The following is a 19,588-nucleotide window of genomic DNA, read 5'->3' as shown; positions in this document are numbered from 1 at the left end:
CCCGCGCCGAGAGGGCGACCCCGCAAACTCCCGATCGGTGAGCAACGTGCGCGGGTGCTGAGTTCGGCGGCCGGGGTCTTCGCGGTGCACGGCGCGCAGGCCGCGACGATCGAGCAGATCGCCCGGCGCGCGGGGGTCTCCCGGCAGGCCGTCTACGAACAGTTCGGCGACCGCACGACACTGTTCGCCCAGGTCGTGGCGGATATCGAGGAACGGGCCTTCGAGGCGATCGGCGCGCCCGCCCTCGATCACTCGCAGCCCGAGCTCCGCTCCTGGGCGCGCGGCAACTACGCCAACATGTTCGCCTTCGTCGCGGCGAATCCCGAGGCGTTCCCCGTGTTGCGTGAGGCCGAGCGCATGGGCGATCCGGCCCTAACCCGGCTCCGTGAACGGCTCGCGCGTGTCTACACCGAGGCGAGCAGGCAGCGCTGGGCCAGCCACGGCGTCGATTCCGGCCGCGCGGACAAGGCCCTGGTCACGCTGTTCTTCGCGATGACCGAGGCACTCGTCCAGGCGAGCTGGGACGGTGAGCCGCCCGACGCGGACGCGCTCATCGACCTGCTCACCGAATTCACCGTCGGGGGCGTGGTCCGCCTTCGGACCGCGGCCGCCGACGTGATGGAGCGGTTGCGCTAAGCCGCGACGGCCTCCAGAGACCTTCCAGCCTCTTCGGCGACCGTCGCCAGGTCCGGCGAGGAGACGACCCGGTTGCGGCCGTTGCGTTTGGCCGCGTAGACGGAAGCGTCGGCCGAGGCCATGACCTCGTCCATCGTCCGGCCGTCGAGCGGGAAGGTCGCGACGCCGACCGACGCCGTCCGCTGCTCGATGACCACGGGGTTGCCCTCGTTGTCCTGGGTCTTGATGACCATTTCGCTGATCCGCCGCCGGATCCGCTCGGCGACCGCGACGGACTCCTGCTTCGACGACGATGTCAGGAGCACGACGAACTCCTCACCGCCGAAGCGGCCGGCGAGGTCCTGCGCCCTCGTTTCGGCCTTGACCAGCGCCGCGACGCCCTTGAGCACGTCGTCGCCCGCCAGGTGGCCGTAGGTGTCGTTGATGTTCTTGAAGTGGTCGAGGTCGATCATCAGCGTGCCGAACTGGCCGTTTTCGCGCTCGGCGCGGGCCACCTCGCGGACGGCGCCCTGCTGCCAGGTCGTGGCGTTGAGCAGCTGGGTCTTCTGGTCGGTGGTGGCGAGTTCTTCCAGCTGCTTGATCAGCACCGACCGCTGCAGCAGGTACAGCGGCAGGAAGACGAGCAGCACCAGCACCGGCTGCTGCGGCATGACGGCGAGCACCAGCGCGCCGATGCAGACCGTCGAGGCTTCGAGGATGTTGTCGTCCCACGAACCGAGGAGCGCCTGGATCGTCGCCTTCTTGGGCGCCGCGAAGTACAGGCCGGTACCGGTGAAGACGGCGTTCATCAGGAAGAAGGCGAGGCTCGCGGCACAGATCGACGTCACCGACTCCGTGTCGGCGCCGACGACCTGCACGGTCGCCCATGCGGCGAACGCGGTCAGCGTCATCGATGTGGCGTTCGCCACAGTTCGATGGGGGTTGACCGTCCGAAGGCCCGCCCAACTGCGATATCCGAGGTGGAGATAGATGACGGTCACGAGAAGCGCCGTCAACTGCGGCGGAAGCAGAATCGCCCCGGGCAGCACCCAGACCGAGGTCATGTTGATGTGCGGGGTGACGCTCATACTGCGTCGCTGCCGCTCGATCCGGCGGGTCGCCTCCGTATGCGCGATGGCGAGCCCGGCGAGCAGGAAACACAGCAGGACCTGCGAAGACGTGATAGCGATGGATGCGGCGAAGACCCCCGTCAGCGCCAGCATCGTCGCGACGGACAGCCCGGTGTAGGCGATCCAGTGTCGAGGCCTCTTCCACAGCTCCCACGTCGCTACCGTGAGAGCCGAACGATGTCCAGCGCGTTCCTCCGATGTGATCATCTTTCCCCCTGACTCTTGCGTCATTCTCCGAAACCCCCTACTTACGGACAGCTTCTACCGACTTGCGGGCTGTCGACAAGCTCCCTAGGTGTGTACTTTTCTCTGAGAGGGTCGAGGGAAAGGTGCCAGCGATGGCCGGTAGGGATCAGTGAACTGGGGCGCGCGCCAGAAGTCCGCGCGATCGGGCCGGCGCGTGGAACACCTCAATGTTCTGCGCGCGCGGCGTCTCTTTCCTGCCACCGTTCCGGGTCGCGGCTGAGGTTCCGCCCCCAGCTCAGCGCCAGCGGGACGGTCAGTAGCAATCCCGCAAGTCCGAAGACGCCGACGGTCGACTGAGGGCCCACCTGATCGGCCAGGATGCCGCCGATCAGGGGACTCACGCCCATCGTCGTGGTCAGTCCTGTGTTCGACAGCCCCATGACCTGTGCCCGGCTCTCGTCCGGCACGGCCAGCGTCAGGGAAGCGGTCGCCTGCATCAGCGCCACCGTGCCGAAGGCGCCGCAAAGCACGAACAACATGATCGACGACAGCGGGCCCGGCTGCAGGAAGCACAGCAGCAGCGGGACCGCCGTCAGTGCCGAAAGCGGCCCGATCAGCTTCGGCCGGACGTGTGCCGGCACCCAGCGCGAGTAGATGAACGCGCCGATCACGCTGCCGATCGGGTCGGCGGCCAGCAACAGGCCGATGATCTCGGGGCCGCCGCCCGACGACGCGACATACGGTGCCGCGATGCCCTCGTACACCGGCAGCAGGCCCATCAGCCAGGTGAACAGCAGCAGCGAGCGCAACCCTGAGCTGGCGAAGACGATCTTGCCGCCCGAGCCGATCGACGCGAAGAACGACTTGCGCTTCTCGCCGGTGGCCGCGGCCGGACGCGACTTCAGCCCGAACCGGACGAACACCGCCGAGATCAGGAAGGTGACCGCGTCCAGCGCGAGGGCGAGGTGGGGTTCGAGCGCGGTCAGCAGGAGACCGCCGCCGGCGAATCCGGCCAGCTGCGCCGATTGGACGGTCATGCTGCGGATCGCCATGCCGACGACGAAGCGGTCACCTTCGAGGATCTGCGGCAGCAAGGCCAGCTGTGCCGCTTTGAACGGCGGATTCAGCAGCGAGACGGCGCCGACGAGGACGCACAGGACCCAGAACGGCAGCACCGGAACCGCGACCAACGCGATCAGCGCGGCCCGTAACAGGTCCACGACCACCATCACGGTTCGCCGGGGGAATCGATCCGCGAACCCGGTGAGAAAGATTCCGCCGAACAACGAAGGGGCGTAGGTCAGCGCGTAGGTGAGACCGGTCAAGGTCGCGGAGCGGGTTTCGGTGAAGACGAGGACCGATAGGGCGACCCGGGCGAGTTGATCACCGAAGATCGAGAACAGCTCGGCGAACCAGAGCGAACGGAACTCGGCTACACCGAAAACCTCTCGGTAAGTGACCCGTCCGGCCGAAGCCATGTTGCCCCCAATAGGGTCCTTATTACGCGACAAACTCGTGACCGAGAGTAACGCGGTCACGAGCTCGTCACGAAGCGTCATTCGTTCACGTAAGTGTCTCCTGACTGTTGGTGATTGGCTAGGTTCTTTCGCCGGGTTTCTGGAGTCGGAGATCTTTTTCGTGGGAGAACGGTCGTTCGCGGAGATGTCCCGTTGGTCGGTATCGAGGTCCAGACCTGCGGCTTTCGCCTTTTTCATGCCTTTCGCCGGTAAAATCCGGGTGTGGCCGCCTCGCTCGGGATCGGAATCCCCACACCGTGAATACGGGCCGGATGAACTCGCGCCGCGAGCGTTCGATCGCTACGGAGCGCCGCCGAAGCGTTGGGCCGAATGGCTGAGGGGCACGCGTCCGGAGGAGTGAACGGCTCAGCTATCGCGTTCGAGCCGTCCGAGCGGGCGCGCGCGGCGGTTTCGGGGGTGCCGGTTCCGCGGTGTGGCAACGAGTTCGGAGGCCGGACGCACCGCGGAATCCGGGTGCGGCTTCGGCCACGTGAGTGGTGAGGACGGTTCTCTCGCCCTGGACGCGACCAGCTCCAGAACCTCGACGGCGCGCTTTGCTCGTGCCGACCCGATTCACGCTGATTACGACCTTGGGGCCGGCCCGCCTACCGAGCCGGCTCGCAGCCCCGAAAGTCCGTGAAGGCCTCCTTCCCTGTCCTTGAGGTCAGGGTCCCGGCAAAGTCGCATAGCCGCTGGTCGGTGGCACTCTTGTGGAGTCGAACTGGACATCCGAAGGTGTCGGATGGCAGGGCGTCTTGAGCGTCGGGTGTCCACAAAGGACATGGTTCGACCGCTGGATGTCCCTTTGATGCGTTTGTGTACGTTTCTCGACTGGGGTCGTGAGTGAAAATGAGGGCTAGAACCGTCTTTTTCACTCACGACCCGGTCAGAAACGCCCGAATCGGGCAGTGCCGCACGGGAGGCGTCCCCTGTGGACAGTCGAGAAGGGGCCAGGCCACTGTGCCGAGCCTGCCTCTGTCACCACAACACCCACCTGACCAGCGGAGATACCACTGGCAGGGCTCTACCTTCAAGGTAGTGAAGGAGGCCTTCACGGATCGACCAGGTTCAGCAGCGGTTGAGCATGTCCGTCAACGCGGTCTTCTCCGCCGACTTGACGGAGAGCTTGTACTTGTACTTCACCGTGGTCCACATCTTCGCGTAGGTGCACCAGTAGCCGACGGTCGGCGGCTTCCAGGCGTCCGGCGACTTGTCGCCCTTCTCCTGGTTGACGTTGTCGGTGACGGCGATCAGCTGCGGCGCGCTGAGGTCGTTCGCGAACGACTGCCGCTGCGAGGTGGTCCACGACGACGCCCCGGTGCGCCACGCGGCGGCCAGCGGGACGACGTGGTCGATGTCCACATCGGACGCCGCGGTCCAGGTGGCGCCGTCGTACGGGCTGAACCAGCTGCCGGAGACGGCGGCGCAGCCGCTGTCCTGCTGGACGTTCGTGCCGTCCCGCTTCAGTACGACCTCACGGGTGTTGCAGCTGTTGCCCTGATCGGACCAGTGCGGGAACTTGTCGCGGCTGTACCCGGTCGAGGAACCGTCCGGCTTGACGGTCAGCGCGGCGAGCTGGGTCTTGGCGGTGTCGGCCGAGGGGATGCCCGGGGGCGTCGCTTCGGCGACGCCGACGACGCCCGCCGAGACGATCGCCGAGATGGCGAGAACGGTGAAGGAGCGACGAACAGCAAGCGCGGTTGGCATATTGCCGCCTTCATGTCAGGTTTTGGGACCTGGTCACCATGCGGTACGGATATGACCCACGCAACACCATCGGATGACACTCTGCTGGCTATTTGTGAACGGAGGGTGTCACGAGCAGGTGGGACCGGTGTACGTCGCCGAAAAATCTTCGGAAAGTCCAACTGATGGCTCCGGGCCGAACGGACTAGTCCAGGCCGCGGACCAGCCGGAGGTCCTCGGTGTGCCGGTACCAGGTCCACCGGCTCATCGCGCGCGGATGGACGACGCCGTCGCTGCTCGGCCGGGTCGGGATGCAGCCGAGCTGGAAGGCCCGCGCGTACCGCGTCGAAGGCCGTTTGAACAGCGTCCCCTTGGTCACCCGGACCATCAGTCCCGGCCCGCTCGCGTCCGGCTCGACCTCGATCGAACGCGCGGGTCCGCGCAGGACGGTGTGCTCGTCGCAGTAGGCCACCCCGCGCACCATGCCGAGCACACCGCGGCCGACCAGCACGCCGCCGGTGTCGTCGCGGATCAGCGGCACCGGATCGACTTCGCCACGCAGGGCGAGCGAGAGGGCACGCAGCGGCTGCGTCGGCAGGCTCCAGACGCGGGCGACGTCGGAGTCCGGCGAAGACGGCACGAAGCCGAGCGACACGCCCGAGAGCTGTTCTTTTCGTAACAACCGCAGCGCGACGGCCGCGAGGTCCGCGTCGGTGCCCGCGACCACCAGGTGATCGTGTTCCCCCAGCAAGGGGTCGATATCCGTCTTGCCGGGGCGGCTCGGGACGCGCACCATTTCGACGTCGTCGATCTCCGGGAGTGTGGGCTCGCCCTCGGGACAGACCACCACTATTCCGCGCACCCGAAGGCCCTCCGTTACGCTCATGCACCGGCATTTACCAGCGCCAAACCACAAGTCGCCGAACACCTGGAGTGTCACATGCCGGCCATCGTGCTGATCGGGGCCCAATGGGGGGACGAGGGCAAGGGCAAGGCCACCGACCTGCTCGGCGACCGCGTCCAGTGGATCGTGCGTTACCAAGGCGGTAACAACGCGGGCCACACCGTAGTCCTTCCCGACGGGCAGAACTTCGCCCTCCACCTCATCCCGTCCGGGATCCTCACGCCGGGCGTCACCAACGTCATCGGCAACGGCGTCGTCATCGACCCTGCCGTGCTGCTCGACGAACTCGCCGGGCTCGAGGAACGCGACGTCGACACCGGCAAACTGCTGATCTCCGCCGACGCGCACTTGATCATGCCGTACCACGTGGAGATCGATAAGGTCACCGAGCGTTACCTCGGCAGCCGCAAGATCGGCACCACCGGCCGTGGCATCGGCCCCTGCTACCAGGACAAGATCGCCCGCGTCGGCGTCCGCGTGCAGGACCTGCTCGACGAGAAGATCTTCCGGCAGAAGGTCGAGTCGGCACTGGAGTTCAAGAACCAGGTGCTGGTCAAGGTCTACAACCGCAAGGCGCTCGACGCGAACCAGGTCGCCGACGAGGTACTGGCCGCGGGCGAGAAGTTCGCGCACCGCATCGCCGACACGCGCCTTCAGCTCAACCAGGCCCTCGAACGCGGCGAGACCGTGCTGCTCGAAGGCTCGCAGGGCACCCTGCTCGACGTCGACCACGGCACCTACCCGTTCGTGACGTCGTCGAACCCGACCTCCGGCGGCGCGAGCGCCGGTTCGGGCATCGGCCCCGGCAAGATCGGCACCGTGCTGGGCATCCTCAAGGCCTACACCACGCGCGTCGGTTCCGGCCCGTTCCCGACCGAGCTGGACGACGAGTCCGGCGAGTACCTGCGCAAACAGGGCGGCGAGTTCGGCGTCACCACCGGCCGCTCGCGGCGCACCGGCTGGTTCGACGCCGTCATCGCGCGCTACGCGGTGCGGGTCAACGGCATCACCGACTACTTCCTCACCAAATTGGACGTGCTGTCGGGGCTGGAGAAGGTGCCGGTGTGCGTCGGCTACGAGGTCGACGGCTTCCGTACCTACGACATGCCGATGACGCAGACCGACGTGCACCACGCGCTGCCGATCTACGAAGAGCTGCCGGGCTGGTTCGAGGACATCTCGGGCTGCCGCACCTTCGAAGAGCTGCCGGCGAACGCGCGGGCCTACGTCGAGCGGCTCGAAGAGCTTTCGGGCGCGCGGATCTCGGCGATCGGCGTCGGTCCGGGCCGGGAGCAGACGATCGTGCGGCACGAGTTCGTCTGACACTCCTCGCGCGGCTCAGGTGAGCCGGAGCGTCCCCAATGTGGCATTGGGGACGCTCAGCTCAGCGTCTCCCATGCCACATCGGGCGCGCCGAACGAGCCACCGTGCGCGTGATCTCGTCTGGTGAACGGCGAGTGACACTCCCGTCCGGGGATACCGCGGACGCCGTCAACATCGTCGACGAACTCATCACGCGGACCCGGCAGGCCGCCGACGCGGGCCTTGCGTCCGTCTGGTTCTCCCAGCAGATGGAGCACGACGCGATCACCGTCGCCGCCCTCGCGGGCCGCGCCGTCCCGGGAATCACCGTCGGGACCGGCGTGGTCCCGATCTATCCGCGGCATCCCTTGCTGATCACCGGTCTCGCGCAGACAGCGCAGGCCGCCACCGGGGGCAGGTTCGTCCTCGGCCTCGGAACCGGCGCGAAAAACTGGCTCGAACCGGCGTACGGCATCGAGTACCCATCGCCGATCAAGCACCTGCGCGAGTACCTCACGATCCTCCGCCAGGTGCTCGACGGCGGCGAAGCCGATTTCCACGGCGAGACTGTCCGAGCGCATGCCAAGGGCTTCGCGGCTTCGCTCGCTGTCGCGGGATCTTCGGACATCCCGGTGATCATCGCCGCGATGGGACGGCAGGCCCTGCGCGTCACCGGCGAACTCGCCGACGGCACGATCCCGTTCCTCGCCGGGCCCAAGGCTCCTTCCGAGTTGATCGTCCCGGAGATCACCAAGGCCGCCGCCGGCCGTCCGGCACCGCGGATCATCGCGATGGTCCCGGTCGTCGTGACCGATGATCCCGACGCCGTCCGCGCCCAGGTCGACCGGCAGTACGCGTTCTTCCGCGACATCCCCTCCTATCGCGCGGTCTTCGACGTCCAAGGCGTGGATTCCGCCGGGGAGCTGGTGATCACCGGGGACGAAGAGACCGTCGCGGCCGAGATCCGGCGGTACTTCGACGCCGGGGCGACCGAGGTGGTCGCGACGCAGAGCGGCCTCCGGAACAGCGAAGAGCGGCTTCGCACCTGGAGCGTCCTCGGAGACCTCGTCAAGCGCTGACCCAAGTGTCAGGAAAGGGGCGTTCAGGACATTTTTTGTCCTGAACGCCCCTTTCCTGACATCCAGGAACCCGGTGGCCTTGCTCACAGCGTTCGGATTGTGCATACTCGTGCGCATTGCGAACACAGCTGGAGGTTCCCATGTCCCCTGCCGCGGCCCGTTCGTGGGTGGTTCCACTCGCCTGGACGGCGGTACTGCTCGACGGATTCGACCTGGTCGTCCTGGGCACGGTGCTGCCCGCGCTGCTCCGTGACCACGTCTGGGGGCTGACGCCAGGCACGGCGTCGGTGATCTCGACGGCCGGACTGATCGGCATGATGATCGGCGCGATGGCGATCGGCACGATCACCGACCTCATCGGCCGCCGGAAGGCGTTGATCATCGCGGTCGTCGCCTTCTCGGCGTGCACCGCGCTCTGCGCGATCGCGCCTTCCGCGTTCTTCTTCGGGCTGTTCCGGTTCCTCGCCGGGCTCGGTCTCGGCGGTTGCCTCCCCACGGCGATCGCGCTGGTCACCGAGTACGCCCGCAAGGGGAAGGGCAGCAGCGCGACCACCACGGTGATGACCGGCTACCACGTCGGCGCGGTGCTCACCGCCCTGCTCGGTATCTGGCTGATCCAGCCGCTCGGCTGGCGTGCGATGTTCGTCGCGGGCGCGCTGCCCGCGCTCGCGCTGGTGCCGCTGATGATCAAGTACCTGCCCGAATCCGAATCCTTCGAGCGGGCGCGGCACACACAGGAGAAGTCGGCGACGGAGGTCGTCGGCGGGCTGTTCCGCGGCGGGCTCCTGCGCGCCACCATCGCCTTCTGGGTGACGTCGTTCATGGGGCTGCTGCTGGTCTACGGGCTCAACACCTGGTTGCCGGAGATCATGCGCCAGGCCGGATATCCGCTGGGCGCCGCGCTCGGCCTGCTGCTCACGCTGAACCTCGGCGGTGTCGTCGGCCTGCTCGTCGCGGGCCGGGTGGCGGACAAGGCAGGCGTGCGGCCGGCGGTGATCTTCTGGTTCCTCGGAGCGGCGGTGTTCCTGGCGTTGCTGAGCGTGAAACTGCCCGCGGCCGGTCTGTACGTGGCCGTGTTCCTCACCGGTGGTTTCGTGTTCAGCGCGCAGGTGCTCGTGTACGCCTACATCGGCAAGACGTACCCGGACGCGATGCGTGCCACCGGAATCGGCTGGGCGGCGGGGGTCGGCCGCGTCGGCGCGATCTGCGGCCCCATCCTCGGCGGCGCACTGTTGAGCGCCGGGATCGCGTACCCGTGGGGTTTCTATGCCTTCGCCGCGGTCGGGGCGTTGGGAGCGGCCGCGGTGACCGGAGTCCGCGCCGGCCGCTCCCGGGAGGCCGCCGCTACCCCAGCTCCTTGAGTTCCTTTTCCACGGCGGCGAGTTCCTCCTCGGAACCCTGCACCTTCGGCCCCGTGAACCACTTGCGGGCCGAGACGAACCACCACACCGCCGCACCACCGAGTACGACGAGGAAGGCGATAGGCGTGTAGTTGAAACTGTCGATGGTGACCGGTGATCCCTGCGGGAGCATGAACAGCACGAAGATGAAGCACACCCAGACGGTCGCGATGGTCCCGACGAGCTTGCCCCAACGGCCGAGGCTCCACGGTCCGGGTTCGAAGTCGTCGCCCTTGCGAACCCGCAGGAACACCGGGATCACGTAGGCCACGTAGAGGCCGACGACGGCGATCGAGGTCACCGCCGCATAGGCGGTGGCGCTCCACAGATACGGCAGGGCGAGCAGGAGCGCGCCGCCCGCGGCCAGCCACACCGCGTTGGTCGGCGTCTGGGTGCGCTTGTTGATGCGGTGCCAGAACTTCGAACCCGGGATCGCGCCGTCGCGGGCGAACGCGTAGATCATCCGCGAGTTCGCGGTCACCGACGCCATCCCGCAGAACAGCTGCGCGCCGATACAGATCAGCAGGAGGAACTTGCCGGTCGTCGCGCCGGTCGCGTCGATGAAGATCTGCGCGGGCGGTACCCCGGTTTCGGAGCCCACGGCGCCGTCGTAGTCCTGGATGGCGAACGTGAGGCCGATCAGCAGGACCCAGCCGGCGGCCAGGGAGACCAGGATCGAGTTGATGATGCCGCGCGGCCCGGCCTTCGCCGCGTTCTTGGTCTCCTCGGTCATATGCGCCGAGGCGTCGTAGCCGGTCAGCGTGTACTGCGCGACGAGGAGCCCCAGTAAGAAGACATAGACCGGTGAAGCCCAGCCGGTCTTGTTCACGAACTCGCCGAAGACGAAGGACGCGTCCTGATGCTTCTCGGGAACGACGATCAGCACCCCGACGATCACCAGCACGCCCACCAGATGCCACCACACGCTGATGCTGTTCAGTAGTGCCACGATCTTGACGCCGAAGGTGTTCAGCAGTCCGTGGAGCACGAGGATGATCCCCAGCAGCAAAATCGTGTGGCCCGGCGTCGCCTCGAAGCCGAACTGGAGGTCGAGGAAGGCGTTGAGGAACAGCGCGGCGCCGAAGTCGATCCCCGCGGTGACGGCGATCTGCCCGATGAGGTTGAACCAGCCGGTGAACCATGACCACGCCGCGCCGTTGCTCGGCGCGAGCTTCGCGGCCCAGTAGTAGAGGCCGCCCGCGGTCGGATAGCTGGAGCAGACCTCCGCCATGCCCAGACCGACCAGGATGACGAACAGGCCGACCAGCGGCCAGCCCCAGATCATCGCGGCGGGCCCGCCGGTCTTCATGCCGAACCCGTAGAGGGTCAGGCAGCCGGAGAGGATCGAAATGATCGTGAAGGAGACGGCGAAGTTGGAGAAGGTCGACATCGTGCGCCGGAGTTCCTGCGCGTAGCCGAGCTGGTGGAGCCGGGCGCTGTCTTCGTCGGCGGGTTCGGCCTGCTTGTCTGAGACATCCATCGGGCACCCACTTGAAAGGTATGCGGACAGACCATTGAGATCCGCCGAAATTAGGCCCGCCGACCTGGGGATGTCAAGGTCCCGTCACGACCTCACCCCCTCCGGATGCAAGGAACGGTCCGTTCCTTGCGAAATTTGCAAGGAACGGACCGTTCATGGCACTTCAGACGAGTCGCCCCGTACCTCACCGAGTGCAGGGGCGCGAGGGAACCCGCGCTTGAGCAGCGTCAGCGCCCCCGGAAAGCCTTCACGGCCTCCAGCGCGGTGTCCGGGTGGTCGGCGAAGTAGCCGTCGACGCCCGCCTTGAGGAACGCCTCCTGTTCGGCGAACGCGTTGCCGTACTCGGCGGGGTTCGCCGACGAGCGCAGGTTCTGCGGGAGGAAGTTGTTCTCGTTGCGGAACGTGTACGGCCCGACCTTCAGTCCGGCGTGGTGCGCGTCGGCGACCAGCTTGGTCGGCTGCCCCAGCGCGCCGTTCACCACCGGGATGACCTGTGCCTTCTCCGGGCCCAGGTAGTCCGCGTACTTCGAGATCTCCTTCAGGCCCGCAGGCGTGACGAGGTCGGCGTACGTCCGCGGGTCGCCCTTCGCGACGAAGTCGGCCGGTGCGCCGGTCGCCGAGGTCAGCTGCAGCAGCGGCACCCGCACCTGACGCGAAAGCGCGATCAGGTTCGACACCTCAAACGACTGGATGATCACCGGCGCCTTCGGGTGGTTGAGCCCGTTGCGCTTGATCAGCTCGGCCAGCTTCGGCTCGGTCGGGTTCTTGATCGAGGAGAAGTAGGTCGAGTGCTTGATCTCCGGGTACGTCCCCAGCTCGCGGCGCAGTTCGCGGCCCAGCCGGCGCGTCAGGTCGAGCACCTCCTGGTAGGTGGCGATCCGGTAGCGGCCGTCGTAGATCCTGTTGTTCGGCCGCAGTTGCGGGATCCGCTCGGTGGCGCGCAGGGTCTTCAGCTCGGCGAGGGTGAAGTCCTCGGTGAACCAGCCGGTGAACGACGTGCCGTCGATGACCTTCGTCGTCTTCCGGTTCGCGAACTCGGGGTGCTTCGCGACGTCGGTGGTCCCGCCGATCTCGTTCTCGTGCCGCGCGACCAGCTGACCGTCCTTGGTGGGCACGAGGTCCACGTCGACCCAGTCGACTCCCTGGCGGTAGGCGAGCTCATAAGAGGCGAGCGTGTGCTCCGGGCGGTAGCCGGGGGCACCGCGGTGTCCGACGATCACCGGCCCATCGTGACCCTTCGCCAGCGCCGACACATCTTGGGCGCGCGGCTCGGCGGCGCCTGCCAGCCCTGTGACGCTGAGTACGGCGAGTCCGGACAGGGCGAGTACGCCCAGGCGCTTTCGCATGGTGGGTAACCTCTTTCGCTTGAACTCGGGGTACCGCGCAACCCTTGACGCAGGAGGCGTCCGGTCGGCGAAGACGGACCGGCGGAGCGCTGACCGCCGGGTGAACGCCGGATGGAACCACCCGCTCGAGGACGGCGACGTGTTCGGGGCTGTGTCGATCGGTGAACCCGCGACCGCGATCGCGTCGCCGGGGCAGGTTCGTGTTTTCGCAGGTCAGACGTTATGGTGCCCCGCCGCCACGATGACGGGGCCTCCGGCCGGGGCGGGTTTCACGTGGCTCCGCCGACAGGTCGTTTCCGGCACGGTTACCCTGTGCGTCGTGCGCGTACTGGTAATCGGGTCCGGCGCCCGTGAGCATGCACTCGTCCTCGCGGTCGCGGAAGACCCTTCCGTCACCGCACTGGCTTGTGCCCCGGGCAACGCCGGCACCTCTTCGGTGGCCGAGCAGCTCGGCGTGGACGCGGCCGATCCCGAATCGGTCGCCGCCCTCGCCAAGCAGTGGCAGGCGGACCTGGTGGTGGTCGGCCCCGAGGTCCCGCTGGTGGCGGGCGTCGCCGACGCGGTCCGGAAGGCGGGCATCGCCTGCTTCGGCCCGTCCGCGTCCGCGGCCAGGATCGAAGGCTCGAAGGCGTTCGCGAAGGACGTCATGGCGGCCGCGAAGGTGCCGACGGCGCATTGTGAGGTCGTCGACAACCCGGCCCGTCTCGACGCCGCGCTCGGCCGTTTCGGCCCCACCTGGGTGGTCAAGGACGACGGCCTGGCCGCGGGCAAGGGCGTCGTGGTCACCACGGACGTCGATGTCGCGCGCAAGCACGCCCTGATGCTGCTCGACGGCGGCCACCCCGTGCTCCTCGAGTCCTTCCTCGACGGCCCGGAGGCCTCTCTCTTCTGCTTCGTCGACGGCCGCACGGTCGTCCCGATGCTGCCCGCGCAGGACTTCAAGCGCGTCGGCGACGGTGACGCGGGTCCGAACACCGGCGGCATGGGGGCGTACGCGCCGTTGCCGTGGGCGCCGAAGGACCTGGTCGACGACGTCGTCGCCCGTATCGTCCAGCCCGTGGTCGACGAACTCGACAACCGCGGCGCCACCTTCTCCGGCCTGCTGTACGCCGGTCTCGCGCTGACTTCCGAGGGCCCGCAGGTCATCGAGTTCAACTGCCGGTTCGGCGACCCGGAGACCCAGGTCGTCCTGGCGCTGCTGCGCAGCCCGCTGGGCAAGGTCCTGCACGCGACGGCGACCGGCAAGCTCGCCGAACTGCCGCCGCTGGACTGGGATTCCGGTGCGGCGGTCACCGTCGTACTCGCCGCGGACGGTTACCCCGGCAAGCCGAGGACCGGCGACGTCATCACCGGCGGTGAGCTCGAAGGCGTGCTGCACGCCGGCACCCGTCGTCGTGACGACGGTGCCGTGGTCTCCTCCGGCGGCCGTGTGCTGTCGGTCGTCGGCACCGGCAAGAACCTGAAGGCCGCCCGCAAGGCCGCCTACGCGACGGTCGAGAAGGTCCACCTGGCCGGATCGCATCACCGCACCGACATCGCCCTGCTCGCCGCCAAGGGAGAGATCGCCACCCCGGTCTCGTGAATTCCCGGCGGAACCGTCGCGGTCCCGGGTGCGTCCAACCCGGTATTTCCGGCAAAGCTTAGGCAGCCGATACCTCCGCGTTGGTAGCCTCAGGCAGGACGAACGGTCACCGTGCGCAGTGTCCAAGGGGTGGGGAATGGCAGCATCGGGCAAGATCCAGGACCTCGCGTCGGCGGTCCCGACGCCACCATCGGTGGCCGACATCAGAGTCGACCCGTCGAAGCTGCTCGAAGTGGCGAAGATCGTCGAAGAGCAGATCGACGCGTTGCAGGACAAGCTCATGACCCGGCTCGACCAGCTGCGCATCGACACTCCGGCCAACGACACCGTGAGCACACAGGCGACCAGCGTCTGGAACGAACTCGTGGCCGACGGCGACCAGTCGTACGCCGCGCAGGTCCGGGCCTACGTGGCCGGTCTGCGGGGGCTGGTCAACCAGCTCCGCACGGCGGCCAAGGAGTACAAGGCCAGTGATGCGGACAAGGCCGCCGCGTTCGGGGACCGTGGTGTTCACCGGGCGTAGGTCCCGTGTGCTGGTGTCCGGCGGAGTGCTCACCCTCGCGCTGGCCGGATGCGCCACGGACACGGGCGGGCAGGCTTTTCCCAACGAGCCCGCGCTGGCTTCGGCCACGCAGGGCGCCAAGGCGTCCGCGCTGCCGGCCAGGCCCGCCGAGCTGAGCCTCCAGGGCGTCGATCCGTGTGCCCTGCTCACCGATCCCCAGCTCGATCAGCTCAAGATCAACAGCAACCCGCGCGCGGCCGCGGAACCGATCGACGGTCCGACCTGTGTTCTCGACTCGGACGCCGCGCAGCCCTTCCACAGTTATTACGTCCGCACGGTCACCGCGGACGTCGAAGAGTGGTTCACCGGCAAGCGCCGCAAGAACAGCATGACGACGGAACCGACGGCGGTCGGCGGATTCCCCGCCATCAAGAATCACCGTGACGGCGGGACTCCTGGTGACTGCGAAACGCTCGTCGGTGTCGCTCGAGGACAAACGCTGGCGGTGCGGGCGGTCGCCGTCACCGCCGGCGCGTTCACCATGCCGCAGCTGTGCGAAATGTCCGCACGGGCGGCCGATTCGGCCTTGCAGACCTTGAAAGCACGCAATTAGGGAGGGCGGCGTGAACGTTTCCGACCTCGCGGGCAGGCTCCGCGATCTTCGGTTCGACGGCTACACCGACACCGGGATCGCGACCGAGATCGAACGCTTCCGCAGCGGTGACGGCACCGGCGGCATCGGCATCGCCGTCGACGCGCTGAAGGCCGTCGCGGGCGCGCTCGCCGACACCGACAAGACACTGCGCGACGAGCTGGGCAAGCTCGGCGTGGAATGGCAGAGCGAGGCGGGTGGCGCCGCCGGTCAGGTGTTCACCGAACAGGCGGGCTTTTCCCAGGACGCGAACTCGAAGGTCTCGCACTCGGCGGAGATGATCTTCGCCCAAGGCGAGGCCTTCAACCGGACGCTGCACAAGCTCCCGGATCCGGAAGTGGTCCGGAAGGGCGCCGGTGGACTGACCATCGGCGACGTCGTGCTGAGCCTCATCGGGTTCGAGACCGACCACGCCAAGAGCGTCAGCGCCGCGAACAACGCGCGGGCGCAGGCGCAGGAGGCGTTGAACGATTACGCCAAGACGAGTGGTGAGAACCTGCTGTCGACCGACACCTTGGCCGACCCGCAGGCGATGAACCTGACGCAGACCACGACCGCCGCCGGGGTGGGCGGCGGTTCCGGCGCGCTCGACCTCGCGGGCACGGCCACCGAGCTCACTCCGGACGGCAGTGTGCGGCCCGCGTCGGCCGCCGTCGAGTCGAAGTACGTGCCGCCGGTCGTGCAGCCCGTCAGCAATCCGAAGGCGCCGTCCTACGACGCCCCGACCCCGGCCTACGGCGTCGCCATGGGCGGCGGGGCCCGCAAGACCGGTTCGTCGGCGCCCCACGCCGGTGCCACGGCTCCGGCGGCCGCGGCTCCGACCACGCCGTCCGGCACTTCGAGGCCGGCACCCGCGCCGGGAAGCGGCTGGGTGACGCCGAACCGGCCCGCCCCGCAGCCGGAACAGGGCAGGCCGTCGTACCCGATCACCGGCTCGCCCACCACGCCGCCGTTCGTCCCGCCGGGTGCGCCGAACACCCCGAACACCCCGAACACCCCGAACGTCCCGCCGGGCCCGTCCACCGGCAGCGCGCCGCCGAACAGCACCACGTCGGCGCAGCCTGCCGGCAAGTCGTTCGGCACCGGCCCCGGTATCGACAGCGCTCTCGGCAAGGGCCCCGGCTCCAGCTCCGGCCCCGGTGTCTTCGGCAACGTCGGTGGTGGTGCCGGTGGTGACCAGGCACTCGGCAAGGGCCGCTCGGTCAGTGCCGGGCCACAGGCGCCGTTGGCCCCCGGCAACGAATCCGGCCGCGGCTTCCCCGCCGTCCCGAAGATCACCGGCCCGGCCGCCGGCGACCTCGGTGCGGGTGCCGCCGCGCTCGGCGCCGGTGTCGCGGGTGGCGCGCTGAGCGGCGACAAGGAACGCGACCGCCGTCCCCGTCAGGAAGGCGGCGGGAAGCCGACCCGTCAGCTGCCGATCGGCGAGCTTCCCGAAGAAGAGGCCATGCGGCGTTCGGAGAAGATCGGCGCGAAACAGCCGAAGCCCGAGTCGAAGTTCATGGAGCGCGCGGCCACTCAGGACGTCGAAGAGGACGCGGAGCACATCAGGCGGTACGGCGTCGACGACAAGGACCTGTTCACGGACGAGCGCATGGTGTCGCCCGACGTGATCGGTGACCACGGCAACCCCGAAGCGCGCTGAACCTGTGCCGAACGACAACGGCAGCCTGGTGCTGTCCGCACTCGAGTTCGAAATGCTCTGGGAGGCCGAACGGCTGCCCCGACGCCATGTCGCACTCGACGTGCCGAGCCCCGGAACGACCCACACGGAGCGGGCGGCACTGATCGAAGAAGCCTGGGAATCCCTGCGCGCGCGAGGACTCGCGCGGGGACACCAGGCGTCGGGCGAACTGGTCGACATGCTGAACCTGTTCGCGCATCCCCGGGTCGCGATCGACGTCTGGGTGTGGACCGACCGCGAGATCAAGGGCCAGGCGGTCAGCGTCGGCAACCAGGCGTTGCTCGGCGTGATCGACTCCGGTCAGGTGTGGCTGATCCCGGCCAGGGAGAGCTCCCTCGCCGAGGCCGCCGTCTCGGTCGCGGGCGATCTCGGCCCTGGCGTCGGTCAGTCGGTCAGCATCCCGCACGACGTCCTTCGTGACGCCGACGCCGCCGCCCGCGGTGACGCGAAAGGGCTGGTCACCGCACTGGAAGATCTGGACGTCCCACTGTGGCAGGCCCAGGAAGTGGCGGGCATGCTGCTCGGTCAGGAGGCGCGCGGCCAGTTCGGCGTCGAACGCGCGGGCCGCGACGGCCGTCCCCGCCGCGCGGAAAGCGTTGTCGCCTTCTACGACACGGACGCGGGGCGGTACCTGTTCCAGGTCGCGCGGAACCGGGACGGACGGGACTGGGCGACCATCACCCCGGCGGACAACCAGTTGCTGGCGACCCGGATCCGGGAAGTCGCCGATTTCTGACTTGCCCGATTCGGCTGTTTCGCGAAGTTTTATCGGCGAGGGTGGAACTTGGCGTGGAGGCGCGCACGGGCCTCTTGCCGAGGTCTTAAAGTATGCGCGGGAACCGTCCTGATCGGCGGCGCGTCTGATCGGAGGCGATACGAGTTTTCCGCGAAGGGGATGACGAACCGTGCCTGTGTACGACCCGGATTCCATGGGGATCGCCGCCGGTCAGGTGGAGAAGCTCAAGGACGAGTTCGAGAAGACCAAAAAAGGCGTCACCGGGATGGATGACGAGAAGGAAAGCCCCTTCGGCGGAGTGGACGAGCACGGCGACGCGCAAGGCGCGGTCGGCAAGTTCAAACAAGGGGTCCACAACGAATTCGATTCGGCCGGTCAGTTGATGGAGGCCACGGCCTTCGTGCTGCGTAAGGCGGCGGGGTTGATCAAGGAGACCGAAGCGGTCCACGTGGACAACCTGAAGGTGCACGGAGACCTGTGACGATTCGCCAGGCCTGGGGGCCGGCTACCAAGGGGGCTTGAGCAGTGGGTTTGAACAACGTCGGCGCCGGCACGCCGGACGGCTGGGATGGGCTCGTCAAAAAGGCCGATCAGATCGACAAGGTGAACCTCGCCGCCATTCAGAACGCCTCGAAGCAGTTCAAGACGGCCGCTGACAACGCGGGTGACCACGGCGCGGCGCTCTCGCGTTCGACCGAAGCGTTGAACAGTGGCGTCTGGGTCGGGCCCGCCGCGGACGCCTTCTTCGAATACGTCAAGTCGATCACCAAGGCCGGCCAGAACGTCGAGGCCCAACTGGGCAAGGTCGTCGACGACCTCGATCGTGTCCACACCGATCTCGGCAACATCAAGACCCAGGTCGCCGACGCCTACAAGGGCGCCGAGGAAGCGATCAACAAGCGGAATACCCAGGCGGAGACGGACAAGAACGCGGCTGTCCAGGCCGCCTCGCAGGCCGAGAAGGATCATAAGCCGGCGCCGAGCCCTTCGGCCGCCGAGATCATCCAGAAGGCCAAAACCGACATCAACAAGATCGCCGCTGACGCCGACACCCGGGTCAAGGGTCTGCTCGACCAGGCCAACCAGATGATCCAGAAGTCCCAAGCGCTGATGAAGAAGGACATCCAGGGCGGTTACTCGACGGTCCCGATGCCCGGCAAGGACGGCAGCGTCCCCAAGCGCACCGGCGGTCTCCAAGCCGGAAGTGGCGGTGGAGGCGGCGGCGGTGGTGGCGGTGGCGGTGGCGGTGGGGGCGGCGGCCTCGGCCCCAGCGGCGGTCCGCCGTCGACGACGCCGCCGGGCAACGTCCAGCAGTGGATCCAGGAAGCCATCAAGATCCTGCAGGCCGCCGGGATCCCGGTGACCGAGGCGGACATCCAGAAGATCTGGACGATCATCGAGAAGGAGTCCGGCGGTGACCCCAACGCCATCAACAACTGGGACTCCAACGCGGCGAAGGGCACGCCGTCCAAAGGTTTGATGCAGTGCATCGACCCGACCTTCAACGCGCACAAGCTTCCCGGGCACGACGACATCTACAACCCGGTGGACAACATCATCGCGGGCGTTCGGTACACGTTCTCGCGGTACGGCGGCTTCGAGGGGCACCCGGGGCTGAAGTCCATGGCGGGTGGCGGCGGCTACCAGGGTTACTAGCGGCCTGGCGGGCGATGTCGTGGGGGGGGGGGGGGGGGGGGGGGGGAGAAAACACCCCCCCCCCCCCCCCCCCCACCAACAAAACAACAGGGTTTCCTGGTTGGCGGGGCAGAACAGTTGGGCGGACGACGGAG

Annotated in this window: 17 protein-coding genes; 11 read left to right on the top strand and 6 right to left on the bottom strand. The window is 67.8% G+C overall.

What is annotated here, in order from left to right:
- The first annotated feature begins 54 nt into the window (after positions 1-54).
- Positions 55-636 carry a TetR/AcrR family transcriptional regulator gene (locus ACZ6DT_RS01680; protein ID WP_465587089.1) on the top strand — a complete coding sequence of 194 codons (582 nt, stop codon included), beginning with the start codon at positions 55-57 and terminating at the stop codon, positions 634-636.
- On the opposite strand, the gene ACZ6DT_RS01675 is transcribed toward ACZ6DT_RS01680, so the two are convergent.
- The 4 genes from ACZ6DT_RS01675 to ACZ6DT_RS01660 form a co-directional block, all read right to left on the bottom strand.
- A complete protein-coding gene (locus tag ACZ6DT_RS01675) occupies positions 633-1,952 on the bottom strand; it encodes a GGDEF domain-containing protein (protein WP_465587087.1) in 1,320 nt (439 codons plus the stop codon). The two genes, ACZ6DT_RS01680 and ACZ6DT_RS01675, sit on opposite strands and share 4 nt — an antisense overlap.
- 203 nt (positions 1,953-2,155) lie before the next feature.
- Complete coding sequence (locus ACZ6DT_RS01670; protein ID WP_465587084.1) at positions 2,156-3,409, bottom strand: MFS transporter; 1,254 nt, start codon at positions 3,407-3,409, stop codon at positions 2,156-2,158.
- Positions 3,410-4,516: 1,107 nt separating this feature from the next.
- Positions 4,517-5,155: a GmrSD restriction endonuclease domain-containing protein gene (locus ACZ6DT_RS01665; protein ID WP_465587081.1), complete on the bottom strand. Its 639-nt coding sequence runs from the start codon at positions 5,153-5,155 to the stop codon at positions 4,517-4,519.
- Between the two features lie 184 nt (positions 5,156-5,339).
- Positions 5,340-6,020 (bottom strand): hypothetical protein, encoded by a 681-nt coding sequence (locus ACZ6DT_RS01660; protein WP_465587079.1) that lies wholly within the window; start codon positions 6,018-6,020, stop codon positions 5,340-5,342.
- Between the two features lie 54 nt (positions 6,021-6,074).
- Here ACZ6DT_RS01660 and ACZ6DT_RS01655 point away from each other — a divergent pair, with 54 nt between their 5' ends.
- From ACZ6DT_RS01655 to ACZ6DT_RS01645, 3 genes are all read left to right on the top strand, one after another.
- A complete protein-coding gene (locus tag ACZ6DT_RS01655; protein ID WP_465587076.1) occupies positions 6,075-7,361 on the top strand; it encodes an adenylosuccinate synthase in 1,287 nt (428 codons plus the stop codon).
- Between the two features lie 134 nt (positions 7,362-7,495).
- Complete coding sequence (locus ACZ6DT_RS01650; protein ID WP_465587073.1) at positions 7,496-8,419, top strand: LLM class F420-dependent oxidoreductase; 924 nt, start codon at positions 7,496-7,498, stop codon at positions 8,417-8,419.
- 140 nt (positions 8,420-8,559) lie between these two features.
- Positions 8,560-9,780, top strand: a complete 1,221-nt coding sequence (locus ACZ6DT_RS01645; RefSeq protein WP_465587071.1) for an MFS transporter — start codon at positions 8,560-8,562, stop codon at positions 9,778-9,780.
- Here the strand turns inward: ACZ6DT_RS01645 and ACZ6DT_RS01640 are convergent.
- Both ACZ6DT_RS01640 and ACZ6DT_RS01635 read right to left on the bottom strand, forming a co-directional pair.
- Positions 9,764-11,299, bottom strand: coding sequence for an amino acid permease (locus tag ACZ6DT_RS01640; RefSeq protein WP_465587068.1), 1,536 nt, complete (start codon positions 11,297-11,299; stop codon positions 9,764-9,766). The genes ACZ6DT_RS01645 and ACZ6DT_RS01640 overlap by 17 nt on opposite strands.
- 227 nt (positions 11,300-11,526) lie before the next feature.
- Positions 11,527-12,645: a glycerophosphodiester phosphodiesterase gene (locus ACZ6DT_RS01635; protein WP_465587065.1), complete on the bottom strand. Its 1,119-nt coding sequence runs from the start codon at positions 12,643-12,645 to the stop codon at positions 11,527-11,529.
- A 319-nt stretch (positions 12,646-12,964) separates the two neighbouring features.
- Here ACZ6DT_RS01635 and purD point away from each other — a divergent pair, with 319 nt between their 5' ends.
- The 7 genes from purD (at position 12,965) to ACZ6DT_RS01600 (ending at position 19,454) form a co-directional block, all read left to right on the top strand.
- Complete coding sequence (gene purD / locus ACZ6DT_RS01630) at positions 12,965-14,227, top strand: phosphoribosylamine--glycine ligase (RefSeq protein ID WP_465587063.1); 1,263 nt, start codon at positions 12,965-12,967, stop codon at positions 14,225-14,227.
- A gap of 136 nt (positions 14,228-14,363) precedes the next feature.
- On the top strand, positions 14,364-14,750 hold the full coding sequence (locus tag ACZ6DT_RS01625) for a PE domain-containing protein (protein WP_465587060.1): 387 nt from the start codon (positions 14,364-14,366) through the stop codon (positions 14,748-14,750).
- Positions 14,701-15,342 carry a DUF3558 domain-containing protein gene (locus tag ACZ6DT_RS01620; RefSeq protein ID WP_465587058.1) on the top strand — a complete coding sequence of 214 codons (642 nt, stop codon included), beginning with the start codon at positions 14,701-14,703 and terminating at the stop codon, positions 15,340-15,342. The genes ACZ6DT_RS01625 and ACZ6DT_RS01620 overlap by 50 nt, the downstream gene beginning before the upstream one ends.
- 10 nt (positions 15,343-15,352) lie before the next feature.
- Positions 15,353-17,023 carry a hypothetical protein gene (locus tag ACZ6DT_RS01615; RefSeq protein WP_465587055.1) on the top strand — a complete coding sequence of 557 codons (1,671 nt, stop codon included), beginning with the start codon at positions 15,353-15,355 and terminating at the stop codon, positions 17,021-17,023.
- 4 nt (positions 17,024-17,027) lie between these two features.
- Positions 17,028-17,798: an ESX secretion-associated protein EspG gene (locus ACZ6DT_RS01610; protein ID WP_465587053.1), complete on the top strand. Its 771-nt coding sequence runs from the start codon at positions 17,028-17,030 to the stop codon at positions 17,796-17,798.
- Between the two features lie 169 nt (positions 17,799-17,967).
- A complete protein-coding gene (locus tag ACZ6DT_RS01605) occupies positions 17,968-18,279 on the top strand; it encodes a hypothetical protein (protein WP_038521469.1) in 312 nt (103 codons plus the stop codon).
- Between the two features lie 44 nt (positions 18,280-18,323).
- A complete protein-coding gene (locus tag ACZ6DT_RS01600) occupies positions 18,324-19,454 on the top strand; it encodes a transglycosylase SLT domain-containing protein (RefSeq protein ID WP_465587051.1) in 1,131 nt (376 codons plus the stop codon).
- Positions 19,455-19,588 lie beyond the last annotated feature (134 nt).

Source organism: Amycolatopsis sp. NPDC041971, from assembly GCF_055588925.1.
The sequence above is the reverse complement of the archived record's forward strand: the minus strand, read 5'-3'. Positions and strand labels throughout refer to the sequence as shown.